Genomic DNA, 19890 nt, shown 5'->3' on the forward strand with positions numbered 1-19890 from the left:
CACTCTTTGAAGATTTGTATTGATGCGCGTCTGAATATTCTGTGTCAGTCAGGGGTTATTGACCATGACATTGGTCAGGGATTAGACCAGGTTATCAACCGGTTAGAGAACTTTTGGCAATTGCCGATACATGGTGATCAAGGGGTGATGGCGATCACCCATATGGCGAATGCATTAATGCGAACCCGCCGGGGTGAAGAGATCGCTGCGTTAGACCCGGCAATATTAGCGGAGATTATTCAAAGCGAAGAAATTCACTATATTCGGGAAATAAATCAGGATTTATTGGCCTATTTTTCATTAAAACCGGCAGAAAATGAAATCGGATATTTACTCGCGAACCTTTACGGTCTATACCTGTCTAGTGACACGCCCTTGCTGCGCTAAAGCAAATTTGTGAGGGTAGCGCTCGAAAATACAACACCAGGGTCTCTTTTATAAAAAATATTCAAAATAATAATTATTTAACAAACGTAATTATGCCTAGGGCGTCCAGGACATAAAATGTTTTTAAAAACCCTATTAAAACAAAACGCTAAACTTATTGATGCAGCTATCTCGTTTTGGCACCAGGGAAAAATTTATCCTGATAGCTATGTCATCGATGTGGAACAAACTGAAGCTAATGCCCACTTACTGCTGCAAACGGCCCATCATCACCAGGTAAAATTGTATTTGATGAGCAAGCAGTTTGGCCGTAATCCGGAGTTGTGTCGCCGGCTGCTGGCTTGCAGTTATCAGGGCACCCATTATCACGGCATGGTGGCAGTAGATTTTAAAGAGGCTCGACAGCTCTATCGCCACGCTATTCCTGTTGCTCATATTGGCCATCTGGTGCAGCCACCTTCTGTCATGCTGGCGGAAATAATTCGTCAGCGACCAGAAGTCATAACCGTTTTCTCATTGGAAAAGGCACTGGAAATATCACAGGCGGCACATCGCCAACATATTATCCAACCCTTAATGTTGAAGGTCTGCCAATCAGGAGATTTGCTCTATTCAGGGCAAGAAGCGGGGTTCGAGTTAAATCATTTACCGGCTATCATTACAGCTCTGCGAGAGATGCCGGGCGTGCGATTGGTCGGGATAACACACTTTCCCTGTATGGTATATGACCCTCAGTTGCGGCAAACTTTGCCAACAGCCAATATGCAAACTTTATTGGCCGCGCGGGATATCCTGCAAGCAGAAGATGTCACCATTGAACAGGTAAATGCCCCCTCAGCAACCAGTTGTACCACCCTCCCCCAGTTGGCCCAATTAGGGATAACACACAGCGAACCAGGCCATGCGCTAACCGGAACCATGCCCGCCAATCAGCATGGCGACCAACCAGAACAGATATCCATGCTATATCTGTCCGAGATTTCCCATCATTTTGCTGATAATAGCTATGTATTTGGCGGCGGTTATTATCGTCGTGGTCATTTGCAAAATGCGTTAATTTGGCACGATAACCAATTTAGCCAATCCCCAGTATTACCAATTAACGATGACAGTATTGATTATTGTCTGCGTCTGGCGGGCCAGTTCCCAATTGGTAGCCCGGTTATTATGAGTTTCCGTACCCAGATATTTGTGACTCGCAGTGACGTCGTCTTGATAGATGGCATTCAAAGTGGTACTCCCCGCATACTTGGCTGCTATGACAGCCAGGGCAATAGGCTGGGTTAATCAATAAAAAAAGCCATCAGTCCAATACGTTAGTTTATTTAATGTATTCCCATGATAGTCTTACACACTGTCTTTCTCCGGAGCCTGCCCGATGATTAATCCCAATGGATACACCTACGCGCACGAACATCTCCATATTGATTTATCAGGATTTAAAAATAATCTGGATTGCCGGTTGGACCAATATCAACCCATCTGTGACGAAATGCGTGAGTTGGTAAGTAAAGGGGTGGCAAATATTGTCGAGGTGACCAATCGATATATGGGCCGGAATCCACAGTTTTTATTGAATTTGATGCGTGACAGTGGCATCAATGTTATTGCTTCAACTGGCTATTATACCGACAGCTTTTACCCGCCAATGGTGCGCGAAAGTAGCGCTCAGCAATTAGCGCAAACTATGATTGATGAAATCGAGGTTGGTATTGATGGCACAGAATTGAAAGCCGGGGTTATTGCCGAAATTGGCACCAGCGAGGGGGTAGTTACCCCTGACGAAGCCAAAGTCTTTCATGCCGCGGCATTAGCTCACCATGCCACCGGCCTGCCCATTTCGACCCACACCAGTTTCAGCACTATGGGGTTGGAGCAAATCGCCCTGCTCAAACAACATGGTGTCTCGCTGGAGCGCGTAGTTATTGGCCATTGTGACCTGAAAGAACAGCCCGACCTTATTATGAAAATGATCGATATGGGTGTATATGTCCAATTCGATACTATTGGTAAAAATAGCTATTTCCCTGATGAACGCCGAATCGCGATGTTAGTCACACTCGCGGAACGTGGATTATTGGATAAAGTCATGCTCTCAATGGACATAACCCGCCGCTCACATTTAAAAGCCAATGGCGGCAGTGGATTTAGCTATTTAGTTGACTCATTTGTTCCCATGTTACTGGCCGCAGGAATTTCCCACGCTCAGGTGGAAATGATGTTGCGCCACAATCCTAATAAATTTTTTGCCACGCAAGGAAAGTGATTATGAAGAAGATTGGCATTGCCGGGCTGCAACGAGAGTTAATTCGCGAAATGATTGAGCAGACGGCACCGAATACTTTTGAAACATTTATCCTCTCGGATATGGATGCCGCAGTAAAAGTGAAAGAAGGTCAGTTGGATTATTACATTGGTGCCTGTAACACCGGAGCCGGGGCCGCATTATCAATGGCTATCGCGATTATTGGTTATAACAAAAGTGCTACAATCGCCAAGCCGGGAATCAAAGCCAAACCAGAACAAATAGAAAAATTTGTCACTGAGGGCAAAGTGGCGTTTGGCCTATCGGTTGAACATATTGAGCATGCTATCCCGCTGCTGATTACACAGCTGCGCTAAGGGGACCACCGTGGATTATATTCATATTGTTGTGGTTGCCCTGCTGACAGGAATGACCGCGCTACTTTCTCACCGCAGTGTCGCCGTATTCCATGACGGCATTCGCCCTATTCTGCCGCAATTGGTTGAAGGGAATATGAGTCGCCGTGAAGCGGGCAGTATCGCTTTTGGCCTAAGTGTCGGCTTTATTGCCTCAGTTGGCATCTCTTTCACACTCTCAACCGGTTTACTTAACTCCTGGCTACTGTTTCTGCCGACCGACATTATTGGTGTGTTGGCAATTAATAGCTATCTGGCCTTCGCGCTAGGAGCAGCTTGGGGTATTTTAGCGCTGACCAGCTTACCGGCCGTTAATACCGCGCTGACCTCATTACCGGTGAACTTTATTGGCTCACTCGGGGAGTTGAGCAGCCCGGTGATTTCCGCCTTTGCCTTGTTCCCATTGGTTGCCATTTTCTATCAATTTGGCTGGAAAACTGCAGTAGTCTCTGCCTTTATTGTGCTGCTGACTCGTCTGATCATCACTCGTTTTACCGGTTTATTCCCTGAATCTATTGAGATTTTCGTCGGTATGATTCTGCTTATCGGTATCGCCATTGCGCAAGATTTAAAAGCAAAAACCCACCTGGGAGGTGGTGGCGGACACTCTGTTTTCGAAGAGCGAACCCAGCGAATTATTAAAAATCTCCCGATGCTGGCGATTGTCGGCGGGTTAATTTCTGCAGTAGCCAGTATGAAGATCTTCGGTGGTAGCGAAGTGTCGATCTATACCCTGGCAAAGGCTTATGCCCCAGGTATTACACCGGAAGAATCACTGGCATTAATCCACCAAGCGTCATTGGCTGAGTTTATGCGAGGCCTCGGCTTTGTACCGTTAATTGCCACTACCGCACTGGCAACCGGTGTTTATGCTGTCGCCGGCTTCACATTCGTGTTTGTAGTGGGTTATCTGGTGCCGAATCCATTGCTGGCAGGGATAATTGGTGCGGTTGTAATATCGCTGGAAGTATTGATGCTGCGCTCAATCGGTAAGTGGCTGGGCCGCTTCCCGTCAGTGCGAAATGCTTCCGACAATATTCGTAATGCCATGAATCTGCTGATGGAGTATGCGCTGTTAATCGGGGCTATTTTCGCGTCAATCAAAATGGCCGGTTACACCGGTTTTACTATCACCACCGCACTTTATTTCCTCAACGAGGCGATTGGCCGCCCGGTAATGAAAATTGCAGCACCAGTGGTTGCGGTGATTATCGCCGGTATTGTGTTGAATCTGTTCTATTGGCTGGGGTTATTTGTCCCGGCATAAACCCGTTGTACTTGAAGTTGCAGGATGTTAGCTACTCTCACCCGAATCACTTACTTGAGTAAGCGCATCGGGATTTGTTCACTTGCTGCCTACCTGTAACTCCAATTACTTTGGGTTTAGGAGTAAAAAAGCCCGTTCGTGGAAACGAAACGGGCTTATTGAGCGCCATTAGGTGGGGAAATGTGCCGAATGGGTCGTAGCGGCGTGTGCCGCCGGAGCGCCCATCGGTGCAGTCGCCCCAGCAGTCACCAAATTTAAATCGCTTCTTCGTCCTGCTCACCGGTACGGATACGAACGACGCGGGAGACATCAAAGACAAAGATTTTACCATCGCCGATCTTACCGGTCTGAGCCGTTTGCATAATCGCTTCTACACAGGTATCCACGATATCGTCAGCAACAACAATTTCGATTTTTACTTTTGGCAGGAAATCCACCATATACTCAGCACCACGGTACAGTTCGGTATGCCCTTTCTGGCGGCCAAAACCTTTTACTTCTGTTACCGTCATCCCGGTGATACCAACTTCAGCCAGTGCCTCACGGACATCATCGAGTTTGAATGGCTTAATAATCGCGTCAATTTTTTTCATGGTGAATCCCTGTTTTACCAATTCTTGCGGCCAAAGCCTGATGTAATCGGATAGCGTCTATCTTTACCAAAATTGCGGGCGGTAATTCGCGGCCCGACAGCAGACTGACGCCGTTTATATTCGTTGATATCTACCAGACGGATGACTTTACGCACGATAGCTTCATCAAAACCGTCAGCAACTAAATCGGCAACTGACTTATCTTGCTCGACATACCCTTCGAGAATGGCGTCCAAAATATCATAAGGTGGCAGGCTATCCTCATCTTTCTGATCAGGTGCCAGCTCTGCCGACGGTGGGCGAGTAATCACCCGCTGCGGGATAACATATGAAACGGTATTACGATATTCGGATAGTTTAAATACCAACGTCTTAGGCACATCTTTCAAAACATCAAAACCGCCCGCCATATCACCGTACAGTGTGGCGTAGCCTACAGCCATTTCGCTTTTGTTACCGGTAGTTAATACGATGCTGCGGCGCTTGTTCGATAACGCCATCAGCACCACACCACGGCAGCGCGCCTGAAGGTTTTCTTCAGTGGTATCGCGCGCGGTGCCAGCAAACATCGGTGATAATTGGCCCATAAAGGCATCAAACATCGGCTCGATGGAGAGCACATCAAATTCGATACCTAAAATTTCAGCTTCTTCTTTAGCATCAGCGATACTGATATCAGCGGTGTAACGGAACGGCATCATCAATGCCTGAACCTTATCTTTACCCAATGCATCCACGGCGATTGCCAGTGTCAGCGCTGAGTCTATCCCACCAGACAGGCCGAGAACCGCGCCATTAAAACCGTTTTTAGTGACGTAATCACGCACTGCCAAAACCAAGGCCTCATAGACCTGCGCCAATGGCGGCAACTCTGCGGCAGGTGCCATCATCGGCACGACTTCACACTCATTGAACTGTAATAAGGTGGTTTGCTCAGCAAATGCCGCCAGACGATGGGTCATATTACCGGCAGCATCGAATACTTTGGAACAGCCATCAAAAATCAGCTCATCCTGCCCACCAATTTGGTTGAGATACACCAATGGTAAGCCGGTACGCTGGCAATGTGCCGCCATCAGCGTTTTGCGAATATAGGGTTTTTCCCGGTTATATGGCGAGGCATTGATCGACAATACAATTTCAGCCCCCGCAGCTTTAACCGCATCAACCGGGCCATCGAACCATAAATCTTCGCAGATAAGCAGGCCCAAGCGGTAACCTTTTAACTCCACCACACAGGTATCATGACCGGCAGAGAAATAGCGTTTCTCATCAAATACGCCGTAGTTGGGTAATTGCTGCTTGAAATAACGCCCCAGCAATTTACCGTCAGCAAACAGTGATAACGCGTTATACAGGTTACCCTCTTCACGCCACGGATGCCCAACCAACACGGCGGTTTGCTGCGTTGCCGCCTGCAAACGATCTAACTGTGCTTCACAGCGTTGGTAGAAATCATCACGGTACAGCAGATCTTCTGGCGGATAACCGGACAAAGCCAGCTCAGAGAACATGACCAGATCGGCTCCCGCCTTCTGCTGCTCATTTAAGGTTTGCAACATACGTTCAGTGTTGCCTTCGATATCGCCGACCAGCCAATTTAACTGGGCTAATGCAATGGAAAGTGATCTGCTCATGGGTATTTAAACTCGGTTATCAGTGTGCCTGTAGCTAACATTTTATTGATAAATAATATATATACCCTAAATAATTCGAGTTGCAGGAAGGCGGCAAACGAGAGAGTCCCGATGAGTTGACGCCAGTCAATGATTCGGGTGAACGAAAGTAGCCAACGCACATGCAGCTTGAAGTATGACGGGTATAAATTATTCTTTAAAATCATTGGCATCTAGCTCATGACGTGACAGTAACTTGTAAAATTCGGTACGGTTACGCCCCGCCATCCTTGCTGCCTGAGTCACATTGCCTTTGGTGATTTGTAACAGTTTACGCAAATAATTCAATTCGAATTGATTACGCGCCTCGACAAAGGTCGGTAACGCGGTATTTTCCCCTTCCAGCGCCTGTTCGACCAGTGCTTCACTGATAACCGGCGCAGAGGTTAATGCCACGCATTGCTCAATCACGTTCACCAACTGGCGCACGTTACCTGGCCAACTGGCGGTCATCAGCCGTTTCATGGCATCGGTTGAGAAACTGCGGACAAATGGTTTATGGCGTTTGGCTGATTCACGTAACAGATGGTTAGCCAGCAGCGGGATATCTTCTGAGCGTTCATGCAATGCGGGGATCTTGAGATTCACCACATTCAAACGATAGTAGAGATCTTCGCGGAATTCATTTTTTGCCATCGCTTTAGGCAAATCACGGTGAGTCGCTGAAATGATCCGCACGTCGATGCTCAAATCACGATTACTGCCCAGCGGGCGCACTTTGCGCTCCTGCAATACCCGCAGTAGTTTCACCTGCAAAGAGAGCGGCATATCACCAATTTCGTCTAAGAACAGTGTCCCGCCTTCAGCTGCCTGAAATAGCCCTTCGCGGCTACTGACTGCACCGGTAAATGCTCCTTTGGCATGACCAAATAGCTCTGATTCCAGTAACTGCTCTGGTAGTGCGCCACAGTTAATCGCGATAAAGGCTTTTTTTGCACGTGGGCTGGCAGCATGGATGGCTTGTGCCAACACTTCTTTGCCAGTGCCACTTTGCCCATTGATAAGCACGCTAACATCCGATTGCGCCACCATTTTCGCCTGCTCTAGTAAGCGCAGCATCACAGGGCTACGGGTGACTATCTCTTCACGCCAGGTATCATCACCGGCAGGAATAGAAAGCTCTAAAGCTGCATCAATCGCTTTATATAAAGCATCACGATCAACCGGTTTGGTCAGGAAGCTGAACACCCCTTGTTGGGTCGCGGCCACGGCATCAGGGATAGAGCCATGTGCGGTCAGGATAATGACTGGCATACCCGGTTGATGCTTTTGAATTTCAGCAAACAACGCCATGCCGTCCATTTCATCCATACGCAAGTCGCTGATAACCAGATCAATCTTCTCGCGCATCAGCAGACGTAATGCCTCCTGCCCGCTTTCCGCGGTGGTGACATTAAAACCTTCACTGGTTAAACGCATCCCCAACAATTTTAGTAAGCTGGGGTCGTCGTCAACCAGCAGTAGATTGGCCGGTTTGCGTGGCGTCATGTGATTCCTTATTTGTCGCTGGTGGAACGTCAGTTGGCGGTACGACTGGTGCGGCATAAGTATCAGCCGGTTTTTCTACCGGTTGTGGCGCAGGTTTGCTATCTGCTGGCGGCTCGGTTGGTTTACTTTCAACAGGACCCGGAGCGACAGGCTTCGTTTCCGTCGGTTTAGCTTCAGCCGGTTTGGTTTCAGCAGGTTTGGTTTCTACCGGTTTAGCAGGCTCGGTCTTAGGCTGAGGTTTAGCCTCTGTTGGCTGAGTTTCTGCTGACTTTACTGCCGCCGCCGCTTTGCTATCAGCATCGGTTTCCGGTATCTCATTTTGCATTTGCTTACGTGATGAAAGCTGCCGTTCTATATCTGTCAGATTTTCCAGCTTGCGGGTGGTATCCAGCAAATTATATTGCAACCTAACCTGACTTTCTCTCAGGCGGTCAATTTGCGCGTCGGACTCTTCTTGCAAGCGCTGATAACGCGTGCGCTCTTCTGCCAGAGAGATGCGCAGAACTTGCTGCTCGCGCCATAGCTGAATCAGTGGGCGCACAGCACCGGGGAAACTTTGGCTATAACTGTTCAAGCGCTCAACGACTTGACGACGCTCGGCAATCGACGGTTCAGCACTACTCACCAAAATGCCCTGCTTAAAGGCGGCTGACCACGTCACTACCGGTAATGTTTTGGCTAATGCCCGTGCTTGAGTTGAACCCAAGCGCTCAGCACAATCCATCGCCCGTAACCAATAAAGGGAGTTTTCCAGCGTCTCTTTATCATCAAGATCCCACAACACGTCACAGGATAAGGTTCGATAATCAACAATTTTCGTTTCCGGTATTACCATCTGAACAGCTTGAGAGAAACGACCAGCCGTCGGGGTATCACTACATCCCGTGAGTAATAGCGGGGCCAGCAATAAAGCTCGCCAAAAAATACCCGAGCCGTGCCTTCCCACCAGCTTATTGGTAGTAGTTGATGTCTGACATGACAAAAAGACGGTCTTTTTAATAACGCTGCGCATAGACCATTTGTACATTATTTATTCATTCTCAGCGGTTAATGGCAATTCAACACGGAAACAGACTGCGGCGTAATCCACGGACACCAATTGCAAATCACCCTGCATGCGTTTGATGCAGTCCTGAGCAATACTCAGCCCCAGTCCGCTGCCTTTGACGGCCCCTTTTCGCTGATGACTTCCCTGGAAAAAAGGCTCAAATATCATTGTTTCTTCAGATTCCGGGATCGATGCTCCGGTATTGGCAATATCAATTTGCACGCGGTTATTCACCTGACGACTTCTCACCCAAATGGTACCGGATTCCTCGCCATAGTGCACCGCATTGGAGTAGAGATTATCTAATACCCGCATCAATAATGTCGGATCTGCCCAACAAATATCCGCTTTCAGATCTGTCTCGGTACGAATCATCTTGGCTCGCGCCGGTAAACTATGGGCTGAAATCACATCTTCGACCATTTCTACCAATTCGACATTTTCCAACTCACCGGGGCCGTCAGCCAGTTTACGGTTATAGTCCAATAATTGTTCAATTAATAATTGTAAATGGCGACTACTGTTATCCAGGATAGCCACGACTTCTTTTTGATCTTGCGTCAGCGGGCCTGCAACTTCATCCGCTAACAATTCAGTACCTTCGCGCATACTGGCCAGCGGCGTTTTCAGCTCGTGGGAAATATGGCGTAAAAACTCATGGCGCTGTGACTCAAGCCAGGCTAAACGTTCACTGAGCCAAATAATGCGCTGTGCCAGCGAGCGTAACTCTCTCGGCCCTTTAAACAACGCCGTGTTGCCCAGCGGACGCCCCTCTCCTAGCCGATTAATCATTCGCTCAATGCCCTTAACCGGCCCAATAATCATGCGTGTGAATAACACCACCAGCAATACACTGACTAAAAATAGTAACAGGGACTGCCAGCCAAAGAATTGGCCGCGTTCGGCAATATCTTTTTGCAACTGTTGCCCGCGGGAGAAAATCACATCACGGGTGGCCTGTACCATTTCGGCATTCGAACGTGAAAATTGCTCTAATAATGCTGATGCATTTTGCTCTGGCCCACTATTTTTACATTGAATATCAGAAAGCTGTGTCAGTAATCCGCGTAAAGTCTGGTAGTAACGCGCATCGGGCAGGATAGGTGCGTGGGTATCCAGCATTTGAGCGTACTGTTTACGCTGATGTTGATAGAGCTTCGCCAGTGTCGCATCATCTAACACGCAGTATTGGCGATAGCTGCGCTCCATTTCGAGCGCCACACTGGTCATTGCCTCACTGCGCCGGGCATCTGCCAACGTGGTGCGGTTAATATCAGCCGCCTGGGTGCTCAGATGGTCAAGGCTTTGATAAGCCTGATATGCCAGCACCAATAAAGGGAGCAGCACTAACAGAAATGCCATGAGCACCAATTGACGTAAAGAACGGGGGAACAAACGCCATCTTTTCAACGAAATCATCTCATTACCTATCATTCTGTTGTGATGCTAACTGACTCTGCCAGGATTACAATGCCTGTTCTCAATTTACATGCTCTAACCAGAGTAGAGATAAAAAAAAAAGCACTTGGCTTTAAGCTAAGTGCTTTTCATTAAGGCTGCTGGTCCATTATCGTCAGAATCATCATCAGACCTGCTTTTATCATCAGTTGCAGTGAAAATGGAAAACTTAGTTTATCTTTGACCATAATATACCCTAAATAACTCGAGTTGCAGGAAGGCGGCAAGAGAGATAATCCCGATGAGCTTACATGAGTAAATGATTCGGGTTATTGAACGCAGCCAACGTACATGCAGCTTGAAGTATGACGGGTATAGATGTGACAACGGGGCAATAAATGCCCCGTCGCAGAATATGTGGATGCCCTTAAAAATCGTCTCCAGTTTGATGAAGCCGAGGCAATCATCGGGAGGATGAGACGAATAGCATCCAGACATGTCCAATATTGATGAACTACTCATCACAGTAGGACATAGGCGGCACCTCACTCAACGTGTCGTCCGATGTTTGATATGTGCATTCGCACGATATCGGTTTGGGTGGACGATAGGTACCAGTCTTAGGCATCATTCGGTGGCTTATGAAGTGCATATTCCGCTTTACAGCGGGACTATCATAAAGAGGTGAATGAGCAACTGAGAGTAATAATGCAGGTTGCGTGCCAGGTTTTAAAGAATAAATTTAACACATTGATATTAAATGAAAATAAATATTCACTTCTGTTTATTCTCACATAAACTCCCATCACGGGGTGTGATTCAACCACGTTTTGTCGCTGTTTCCCGACACTCAGCTCATGTTAAAATAAAACCCTTATAAATCAAAAATATAAATGTCTCCTTTTTGAGACAGACCCAAGTACCATTGTCGCAATTTACCGACAAAAGAATAAAAACAATTAAAATCAATTAGTTGAACGTAATATTTTATTATTCTATTCATTGTCTTTACCGCTACCAACAACACCCCACAGTAGTACTGTTGAAATTACCACCACGTTATAATTTATGACATTTCATCACTACGACAAATGAGCCATTCTAGGTGGCAGAAATCCTATAACAAGAAAATAAAAAATGACATTTTTAAGCCAAAGAATAATAACCCGCGACACTTAAAAACAATACCGAGGTTTATATGAATGCGATAAACAAAACTCTCGCCACAGTTGCTCTAATTTTTTCAATTAATATCCAGAGTATATATGCTGTAACACACACATTATTAATGTCACCTAACCCTATGCGACAAGGTATACAGAAAATAGCGCAGACGCATGATGCAGAAGCCCAAACTCCACCTCAATTTGAGATTAACGACTTTCAATATAACTATCATATAACCAATAAGAGCAGTTATGTTTCTTTTATCCTAAGTTCAACCCAGTTTGTCAGTTATTACATTTATTTAATCAGTGACGAAAATATTATTTTCCATGAAACATCCGGATTTATTAATCAAGACTCAAAAAAGATAGATTTAGTGCTGGAGAATATAACTCTCGGGAATTACGAACTAGTTGTAGAAGTTTATAATAATGAGAAAGTATCAGCGAAAAGGACTTTTCCACTTATATTTAAATAATGGTGAAAACAGCCTAATAAATAAAATCAGGGGCATCATTCGATGCCCCTGCGGTCAAACTCCAGGCAAATTGACTTAGCCCAATTGCTTACGCGCATTACGGAACATACGCATCCATGGGCTATCTTCACCCCACTCTTCTGGGTGCCATGAGTTACTTACGGTGCGGAAGACGCGCTCTGGATGTGGCATCATTACCGTAGCCCGCCCACTGGCACTGGTTACCGCCGTGATACCGTTAGCGGAACCATTCGGGTTCGCCGGATACTGCTCGGTCACAGCGCCATAGTTATTCACAAAGCGCAACGCCACCAAATTGCTTTGCTCCAGTGTCGCCAGATGCGCGGCATCACGCACTTCAACCCGCCCTTCACCATGTGAAACGGCAATTGGCATCCGTGAACCCGCCATATCCTGCATAAACAGTGACGGGCTGTTTGTCACCTCAACCAGACTGAAGCGCGCTTCAAAGCGGTCAGACAGATTGCGGACAAAGCGTGGCCAGTGCTCAGCGCCTGGAATCAGCTCGCGCAGATTAGACATCATCTGGCAACCATTACAAACGCCCAACGCCAGTGTTTCAGGACGATGGAAGAATGCTTCAAACTCATCACGCACACGGTCGTTGAACAGAATAGACTTCGCCCAACCTTCGCCAGCTCCCAGTACGTCACCGTAAGAGAAACCACCGCAAGCCACTAAGGTCTGGAAGGAGTGCAAATCAGTACGCCCTGCCAGCAAGTCGCTCATATGCACATCAACCGCATCAAAACCGGCACGGTGGAAAGCGGCAGCCATCTCCACGTGAGAGTTAACCCCTTGCTCACGTAGCACGGCTACTTTTGGTCGCGCTTGCTTGATGATGTAAGGTGCGGCGATATCTTCTGCCGGATCAAAGGTCAGTTTCACATTTAAGCCAGGATCGCGTTCATCCTGTTTAGCTTGGTGCTCTTGATCGGCACAATCTGGGTTATCGCGTAACCGCTGCATCTGCCAGGTGGTTTCCGCCCACCATAAGCGCAAGGTACTGCGTTTTTCGCTGTATACCATATCTGCGCCACTGCGGAGGTCAAAAACATCACCCTCAACAGCGCGGCCGAGATAATGGGTACAATTCGCCAGACCATGATCTGCCAGCACTTTTTCCACTGCGGCGCGCTGCTCGGCCCGCACCTGAATAACAGCCCCCAACTCCTCGTTAAACAAGGCAGCCAGCACATCATCACCCAGGGATTGAATATCCACTTGCACGCCACAATGGCCGGCAAAAGCCATTTCAGCCAGTGTCACTAACAGGCCGCCGTCAGAGCGGTCGTGATAGGCCAATAAGGCCTGATCAGCGACTAAACACTGCATCGCGTTGAAGAAACCAGCCAGTTGTTGCACATCGCGCACATCTGCCGGTTTGTCCCCTAACTGGCGATAAACCTGAGTCAACGCCGTAGCACCCAGCGCATTGTGACCCGCCCCCAAATCAATCAGCAACAGCGCATTATCACCTTTATCGGTGCGCAGCTGTGGGGTCACGGTGTGGCGAACATCTTCGATACGCGCGAAAGCCGTAATCACCAGAGAGAGTGGCGAGGTCATTTCACGCTGCTCTTCACCTTCCTGCCAGCGAGTTTTCATCGACATGGAGTCTTTACCCACTGGAATGGTAATTTCCAGTGCAGGACATAGCTCTTCACCGACTGCACGTACCGCGTCATACAAACCGGCATCTTCACCGGGGTGGCCCGCGGCGGACATCCAGTTAGCTGACAACTTAATGCGCTTAAGTTCGCCAATTTGAGTCGCCGCAATATTGGTCAAGGCTTCGCCGACGGCCAAACGTGCAGAGGCGGCGAAATCCAGCAAGGCCACTGGTGCACGTTCGCCCAGTGACATAGCTTCGCCATAATAACTGTCCAGACTGGCGCTGGTTACCGCGCAGTCAGCTACCGGAATCTGCCATGGGCCAACCATCTGATCACGGGTTACCATACCGGTTACAGTGCGGTCACCAATGGTTATCAAGAAGGTTTTCTCGGCAACTGTTGGCAAATGCATGACACGTTTCACTGCATCAGCGATGCTGATTTCAGCCCGTTGCAATGCCTCACCTTTCGCCTGTAGGCGGGTGACATCACGCAGCATTTTCGGTGTTTTACCCAACAGCACATCCAGCGGCATATCAATCGGCTGATTGTCGAAATGGCGGTCATTCAGGGTCAGATGTTTTTCTTCGGTGGCTTCACCGATAACCGCATACGGCGCGCGTTCACGGCGGCAAATTTCTGCAAATTGTGCCAGTTGCGCAGGAGCAACGGCCAGAACATAGCGCTCCTGGGATTCGTTACACCACACTTCCAGCGGGCTCATGCCCGGTTCGTCATTGAGGATATCGCGCAGTTCAAAGCGGCCACCACGGCCACCATCGCTCACCAACTCCGGCATGGCGTTGGACAAACCACCAGCACCGACATCATGAATAAACAGAATTGGGTTGTGGTCACCCAACTGCCAGCAGCGATCAATCACTTCCTGACAGCGACGCTCCATTTCCGGGTTATCGCGCTGTACCGAAGCAAAATCCAGATCTGCATCAGACTGGCCGGATGTCATGGAAGAAGCAGCTCCGCCCCCCAAACCGATGTTCATCGATGGGCCACCGAGCACCACTAGCTTGGCACCGACGGTAATTTCGCCTTTTTGCACATGATCCGCGCGGATATTACCAATCCCACCCGCCAACATAATCGGCTTATGGTAGCCGCGTAATTCTGTACCGTTATGGCTGTTCACGCGCTCTTCATAGGTACGGAAATAACCCAGCAGTGCCGGACGGCCAAATTCATTGTTAAATGCCGCGCCACCCAATGGGCCTTCGGTCATGATGTCCAGCGCCGTCACTATGCGATCTGGCTTACCGAAATTCTCTTCCCACGGCTGTTCAAAACCAGGGATACGCAAGTTAGATACAGAGAACCCCACCAAACCGGCTTTCGGCTTGGCACCACGCCCGGTGGCACCTTCATCACGGATTTCCCCGCCTGAACCGGTAGCCGCGCCTGGCCACGGCGATATAGCCGTCGGGTGGTTGTGAGTTTCAACTTTCATCAGGATGTGCGCCTCTTCCTGATGGTAGCCATAAACACCATTTTCTGGCGCAGCAAAGAAGCGCCCAACCTGAGAACCTTCCATCACCGCGGCATTGTCTTTATAAGCAGACAGTACGTAATCCGGTGTATGTTCAAAGGTGTTTTTGATCATCTTAAACAGCGACTTAGGCTGGTCAACACCATCAATTTTCCAATCCGCATTAAAAATCTTATGGCGGCAATGCTCAGAGTTGGCCTGAGCGAACATATACAGTTCGATATCTGTCGGGTTACGCCCCAGACCAGTAAAGGCAGCCAGCAAATAATCGATTTCATCCGGAGCCAGCGCCAGACCTAATTTAATATTGGCCTGCTCCAGTGCACTGCGGCCCTGCGCCAGAATATCCACCCGTTGCACTGGGGCTGGCTGGTGGTGAGAGAACAGTTGCCCGGCTTGCTGCAAATCTGTAAAGACCGTTTCCATCATGCGGTCATGCAGCAGTGCCGACAATTGTTGCCATTGGGTTTCAGTCAGATTCGGGCCTTGTATATAGAAAGCCAGACCGCGCTCGAGGCGCAGAACCTGTGGCAATGCACAATTGTGGGCGATATCTGTTGCTTTGGAAGACCACGGAGAAATAGTTCCCGGCCTTGGGGTAACCAAGAGTAAACGCCCTTGTGGCGCATGTTCGGGGAGAGATGGCCCATACTTAAGCAGCCGCTGGAGTCTGGCGTGTTCGTCAGCACTCAATGGGGCGCTAACATCGGCAAAGTGAACATATTCTGCATAGATATCATCTACTGGCAGATGAGCATCCTGGCAACGGGACAGCAGTTTGGTAATTCGAAAAGCCGACAAAGCGGGCGAACCACGCAGTATTTCCATAATCTAAGTTTCTCTCTCTTCGAAGCGACTGGAACAGCACTTCATTGGGCGCAGCATTCATTGGCGCAAAACAGGGGAAAACGCGCGCTATTATAGTGAATCTCAGCCGCCGACGAAACCGTTTGCGTAGCTATTATTAATAATTGCGTCAGAAAGTGTCTTTATCTTTAGATGATGAAGACGGAATAAATAAGCTCGCAATAAAGTTGCACACTGACGAATTGTTGCGCAAAATGCCACTCCACTGGGGATTTAACCATGTCGATTTCAGCTTCACGACACACTTATAAAGAGCGCTGCCGAGAGATAACTATTTGACGCGCATAAAATTAAATTACTTTGTCATCGGTGTAGTTGCCTTACTTCTGGCCCTCGCACTGTGGCCCAATATTCCTTGGCGTAATGGCCAAGAGGGGCAACTTGACCGTATAAAAGCCCGTGGTGAACTGCGAGTTAGCACAATAAGTTCACCGCTTATCTACACCACCGGAAAGGATGGCCCTTCCGGTCTCGATTATGAGCTGGCAAAACGTTTTGCTGACTATCTGGGGGTTAAGCTGGTGATGACCCCTCGTCATAATATCAACGATCTGTTTGATACTTTAGATAGTGATGATGCAGACATGATTGCTGCCGGGCTGATTTATAACAGTGAACGTCTTAATCGGGCGCGCACTGGCCCTGCCTATTATTCCGTGTCGCAACAATTGGTCTACCGGCTGGGTTCTCCACGGCCAAAGTCATTTAGCGATCTGAAAGGACAGTTGATTGTGGCCTCAGGCTCAGCCCATATGACCACATTGAAACAGCTTAAACAGACCAAATATCCCGACCTGAACTGGGGATCATCTGTCGATCGCTCAGGAAAAGAGTTATTGGAGCAGGTCGCTGATGGCAAACTCGATTATACCCTTGGCGATTCTGTCACCATTGCTCTGTTGCAACGTATCCATCCACAATTGGCAGTCGCTTTTGATGTCACGGATGAGGAGCCGGTAACCTGGTATTTCCAACAGAGTCATGATGACAGCCTGTATGCGGCGATGCTCGATTTCTACAGTGAGATGGTGGAAGACGGCAGTTTGGCGCGTCTGGAGGAAAAATATCTGGGTCATGTCGGTAGCTTTGATTATGTCGACACGAAAACATTCTTGTCCGCTATCGACAATGTTCTGCCCTCTTTCCGGCCATTATTTGAAAAACATGCTGGCGAAATTGATTGGAAATTACTGGCTGCCATCTCTTATCAGGAATCTCATTGGAATCCACAAGCGACTTCCCCAACTGGCGTACGCGGCCTGATGATGCTCACGCGAGCCACCGCAAGCGGTTTGGGAGTCAAAGACCGGGTTGATCCCGAGGAAAGCATTAGAGGCGGCTCAGTTTACTTACAACGGTTAATGCAAAAAGTACCGGATACCATTCCCGAAGATGAACGAATCTGGTTTGCACTGGCGGCATATAATCTGGGTTATGGCCATATGCTCGATGCCCGCAAGTTGACCAAAAACCAAAATGGCAATCCGGACAGTTGGGTTGACGTAAAAATGCGGCTACCGATGTTGAGCCAAAAGCGCTACTACCCAAGCACCACTTATGGCTATGCTCGCGGTCACGAAGCCTATAACTACGTCGAAAACATCCGTCGCTATCAGGTCAGCCTGGTGGGTTATTTGCAGGAAAAAGAGAAAAAAGCAGCGCAGCACGCCGCGATTGAAGCCGAGTTGGGTAAGGCTTACCCAGTGGTTGGCCCCGGCTGGTCAATCAATAATTAAAGAGTTTAACAACTTATCCGCTGTTGAAAAACCTCGAACACTCGATCTTGGCTGGTGAAGACAGGTAGAAGAGTAAAGCGTTCGCGCCAGGGATGGCGCGGCTCGAGCCCCCAGGGACGGGTTTACGGCGTCTTTACGATCTGCCTGTTTTCACCACTGCGGGAAGTTTGTCATTAACCTCTGAGTTTAAAAACTCATTTATCATTTGATTCGCGCATGGTGAGTTTCAGTGCTTTTTGCTGTTCGCGCCGCAGGCGGAAAAACGCGCTCAATTGATGAGCACAGGCGTCGGCCAGCACACCCGCCGTTATCTCTATCTGATGGTTCATTCCCGGGTGGCGCAAAATATCGACCAGTGATCCTGCTGCGCCGGTTTTCAGATCATTAGCGCCATATACTAACCGGCGGATGCGACTGTGCACCATCGCTCCGGCACACATCACACAGGGTTCCAGAGTGACATATAAAGTGGCATCTATCAGGCGATAATTCTGCACGACTTGCCCCCCCTGACGCAACGCCATAATTTCAGCATGAGCAGTAGGGTCGTTATCACGAATCGGCCGGTTCCAGCCTTCACCAATCACCTGATTATCCAGCACCAATATTGCGCCCACCGGAACTTCACCTTCTGCTTGCGCACGTAGCGCTAATGCCAATGCTCGCTGCATCCAGTATTCATCACTGTATTCCGCAGGCGAATCACATTCAGAAGACAAATTATTATCAGTAGACACATTAACCTCTCTGGCACTTTTGCGGCGTGCATTATACACAGCAATCGGCAGCTGCTATACCCACTAAATTCACTATAAAGTAGCTCAATGAATAATGTTCGGTTAATGTTTCGACAAGGCAGGAATCATTCCTGATATAAATAACTAGTAACTCGATATGGAAGCCAAAAATATGAAGCTCAACAAGAAAAGCGCGGTAATTGTGCGCAAAACCCTTGATGGATGGGCCAAAGAAGGAGTTATTCCTGAAGAAGAGCATCAGCGTTTATTGGAAAATATTGATGTTCAACCTTTCGACTGGCGCAGATTGGCGGGTTATGCCTTTCTGGCAGCACTGGCATCACTGGTCATCGCCATTGGTAGCCTGATGGCTGATACTTTCCTGCTCGCCTGGATAAGCCAATTTTTCCGTTTTGATCCCCCCGTTCGAGTCGCTGTGACGGGCATATTGGCTGCGGCCTTTTACAGCTGGGGGTTTTACCGCCGCCGACAAGATGCCAGCAAAATCTATAGTAATGAGGCCGTTCTGTTCCTCGGTGTCATTTTTACTGCCGCCGCTATCGGTCAACTTGGCGAATGGTTGGATAACGGCAGCGGCCGTATCTCGGTATTATTGTTGCTTGGCACGGTGATTTATGGGGTAGTCGGCTGGTTTGGCCGCTCACCACTGGTGTGGCTATTTGCTCTGCTGTCACTGGGGAATGCATTTGGCGCGGAAACCGGTTATCTGTCCGGCTGGGGCGCATACTGGTTGGGAATGAGCTACCCCGTTCGCTTTATCGCCTTTGGTTTACTGCTTTGCGCCAGTGCATTGACACTACAACCGCAGCTGGCTGCACGTCGGCTGGATCGGGTTTCGCAGGCAATGGGGCTGCTTTATCTGTTTATTGCCCTGTGGCTACTGTCTATTTTTGGTAATTACGGTGATATCGACCATTGGTATCAAGTGCGCCAAATTGAACTGCTTCATTGGAGTTTATTGTTTGCTCTCGCGGCAGCTGCGGCCATCTGGCTAGGGTTAAAACGCGATGATGCCATGTTACGCGGCTTTGGCCTGACATTTTTGGCCATCAACTTGTATACCCGTTTCTTTGAATTCTTCTGGGATACCATGCCGAAAACAATTTTCTTCCTGTTACTCGGCATCAGTTTGTGGCTACTGGGGCGGCACGCTGAGCGGGTCTGGCGACTCGGTCACCACGAAAATGATGTGACTCACTAGTAAAATGCGGCGAATAACGTCAGTAGG

General features: G+C 48.5%; 15 protein-coding genes. 8 read left to right on the top strand and 7 right to left on the bottom strand.

The window, feature by feature from the left end; genetic code table 11:
- Nucleotides 1–6 precede the first annotated feature (6 nt).
- The 5 genes from FTB31_RS05560 to FTB31_RS05580 all read left to right on the top strand — a co-directional run bounded on the left by FTB31_RS05560 (nt 7) and on the right by FTB31_RS05580 (nt 4315).
- Entirely contained in the window at nt 7–387 is a 381-nt protein-coding gene (locus tag FTB31_RS05560; protein ID WP_050076400.1) for a PRD domain-containing protein, read from the top strand.
- A 117-nt stretch (nt 388–504) separates the two neighbouring features.
- Nucleotides 505–1674 (top strand): YhfX family PLP-dependent enzyme, encoded by a 1170-nt coding sequence (locus tag FTB31_RS05565; RefSeq protein WP_227731190.1) that lies wholly within the window; start codon nt 505–507, stop codon nt 1672–1674.
- A gap of 91 nt (nt 1675–1765) precedes the next feature.
- On the top strand, nt 1766–2653 hold the full coding sequence (locus FTB31_RS05570) for a phosphotriesterase-related protein (RefSeq protein WP_077173730.1): 888 nt from the start codon (nt 1766–1768) through the stop codon (nt 2651–2653).
- Nucleotides 2654–2655: 2 nt separating this feature from the next.
- Nucleotides 2656–3009, top strand: a complete 354-nt coding sequence (locus tag FTB31_RS05575; protein ID WP_050076403.1) for a DUF2620 domain-containing protein — start codon at nt 2656–2658, stop codon at nt 3007–3009.
- A 10-nt stretch (nt 3010–3019) separates the two neighbouring features.
- Nucleotides 3020–4315, top strand: coding sequence for a YhfT family protein (locus tag FTB31_RS05580; protein WP_072081714.1), 1296 nt, complete (start codon nt 3020–3022; stop codon nt 4313–4315).
- Nucleotides 4316–4569: 254 nt separating this feature from the next.
- Here FTB31_RS05580 and glnB read toward each other — a convergent pair whose 3' ends face one another.
- The 5 genes from glnB to FTB31_RS05605 all read right to left on the bottom strand — a co-directional run bounded on the left by glnB (nt 4570) and on the right by FTB31_RS05605 (nt 10539).
- A complete protein-coding gene (glnB, locus tag FTB31_RS05585; protein WP_002231018.1) occupies nt 4570–4908 on the bottom strand; it encodes a nitrogen regulatory protein P-II in 339 nt (112 codons plus the stop codon).
- Between the two features lie 14 nt (nt 4909–4922).
- Nucleotides 4923–6545, bottom strand: a complete 1623-nt coding sequence (locus FTB31_RS05590; protein WP_050076405.1) for an NAD+ synthase — start codon at nt 6543–6545, stop codon at nt 4923–4925.
- A gap of 189 nt (nt 6546–6734) precedes the next feature.
- Nucleotides 6735–8072 carry a two-component system response regulator GlrR gene (glrR, locus tag FTB31_RS05595; RefSeq protein WP_005159455.1) on the bottom strand — a complete coding sequence of 446 codons (1338 nt, stop codon included), beginning with the start codon at nt 8070–8072 and terminating at the stop codon, nt 6735–6737.
- Nucleotides 8035–9084 carry a two-component system QseEF-associated lipoprotein QseG gene (qseG, locus tag FTB31_RS05600; protein ID WP_227722019.1) on the bottom strand — a complete coding sequence of 350 codons (1050 nt, stop codon included), beginning with the start codon at nt 9082–9084 and terminating at the stop codon, nt 8035–8037. The genes glrR and qseG overlap by 38 nt, the downstream gene beginning before the upstream one ends.
- A gap of 18 nt (nt 9085–9102) precedes the next feature.
- Nucleotides 9103–10539: a sensor histidine kinase gene (locus FTB31_RS05605; RefSeq protein WP_050076411.1), complete on the bottom strand. Its 1437-nt coding sequence runs from the start codon at nt 10537–10539 to the stop codon at nt 9103–9105.
- Nucleotides 10540–11716: 1177 nt separating this feature from the next.
- On the opposite strand from FTB31_RS05605, the gene FTB31_RS05610 reads away from it, so the two are divergent.
- The gene (locus FTB31_RS05610; protein WP_227731191.1) at nt 11717–12163 is read left to right on the top strand and encodes a hypothetical protein; all 447 of its coding nucleotides are present in this window, start codon (nt 11717–11719) and stop codon (nt 12161–12163) included.
- A 75-nt stretch (nt 12164–12238) separates the two neighbouring features.
- Here FTB31_RS05610 and purL read toward each other — a convergent pair whose 3' ends face one another.
- Complete coding sequence (gene purL / locus FTB31_RS05615) at nt 12239–16129, bottom strand: phosphoribosylformylglycinamidine synthase (RefSeq protein ID WP_077173726.1); 3891 nt, start codon at nt 16127–16129, stop codon at nt 12239–12241.
- Between the two features lie 314 nt (nt 16130–16443).
- Here purL and mltF point away from each other — a divergent pair, with 314 nt between their 5' ends.
- Nucleotides 16444–17904: a membrane-bound lytic murein transglycosylase MltF gene (gene mltF / locus FTB31_RS05620; RefSeq protein WP_050076416.1), complete on the top strand. Its 1461-nt coding sequence runs from the start codon at nt 16444–16446 to the stop codon at nt 17902–17904.
- A gap of 194 nt (nt 17905–18098) precedes the next feature.
- Here the strand turns inward: mltF and tadA are convergent, their stop codons facing one another.
- Nucleotides 18099–18680 (bottom strand): tRNA adenosine(34) deaminase TadA, encoded by a 582-nt coding sequence (gene tadA / locus FTB31_RS05625; RefSeq protein WP_050076418.1) that lies wholly within the window; start codon nt 18678–18680, stop codon nt 18099–18101.
- A gap of 133 nt (nt 18681–18813) precedes the next feature.
- Here tadA and FTB31_RS05630 point away from each other — a divergent pair, with 133 nt between their 5' ends.
- Nucleotides 18814–19863 carry a hypothetical protein gene (locus tag FTB31_RS05630; RefSeq protein ID WP_050076548.1) on the top strand — a complete coding sequence of 350 codons (1050 nt, stop codon included), beginning with the start codon at nt 18814–18816 and terminating at the stop codon, nt 19861–19863.
- Nucleotides 19864–19890 lie beyond the last annotated feature (27 nt).

It is taken from the genome of Yersinia proxima (assembly GCF_902170785.1).
In the GTDB taxonomy this organism is placed as follows: Bacteria; Pseudomonadota; Gammaproteobacteria; order Enterobacterales; family Enterobacteriaceae; genus Yersinia; species Yersinia proxima.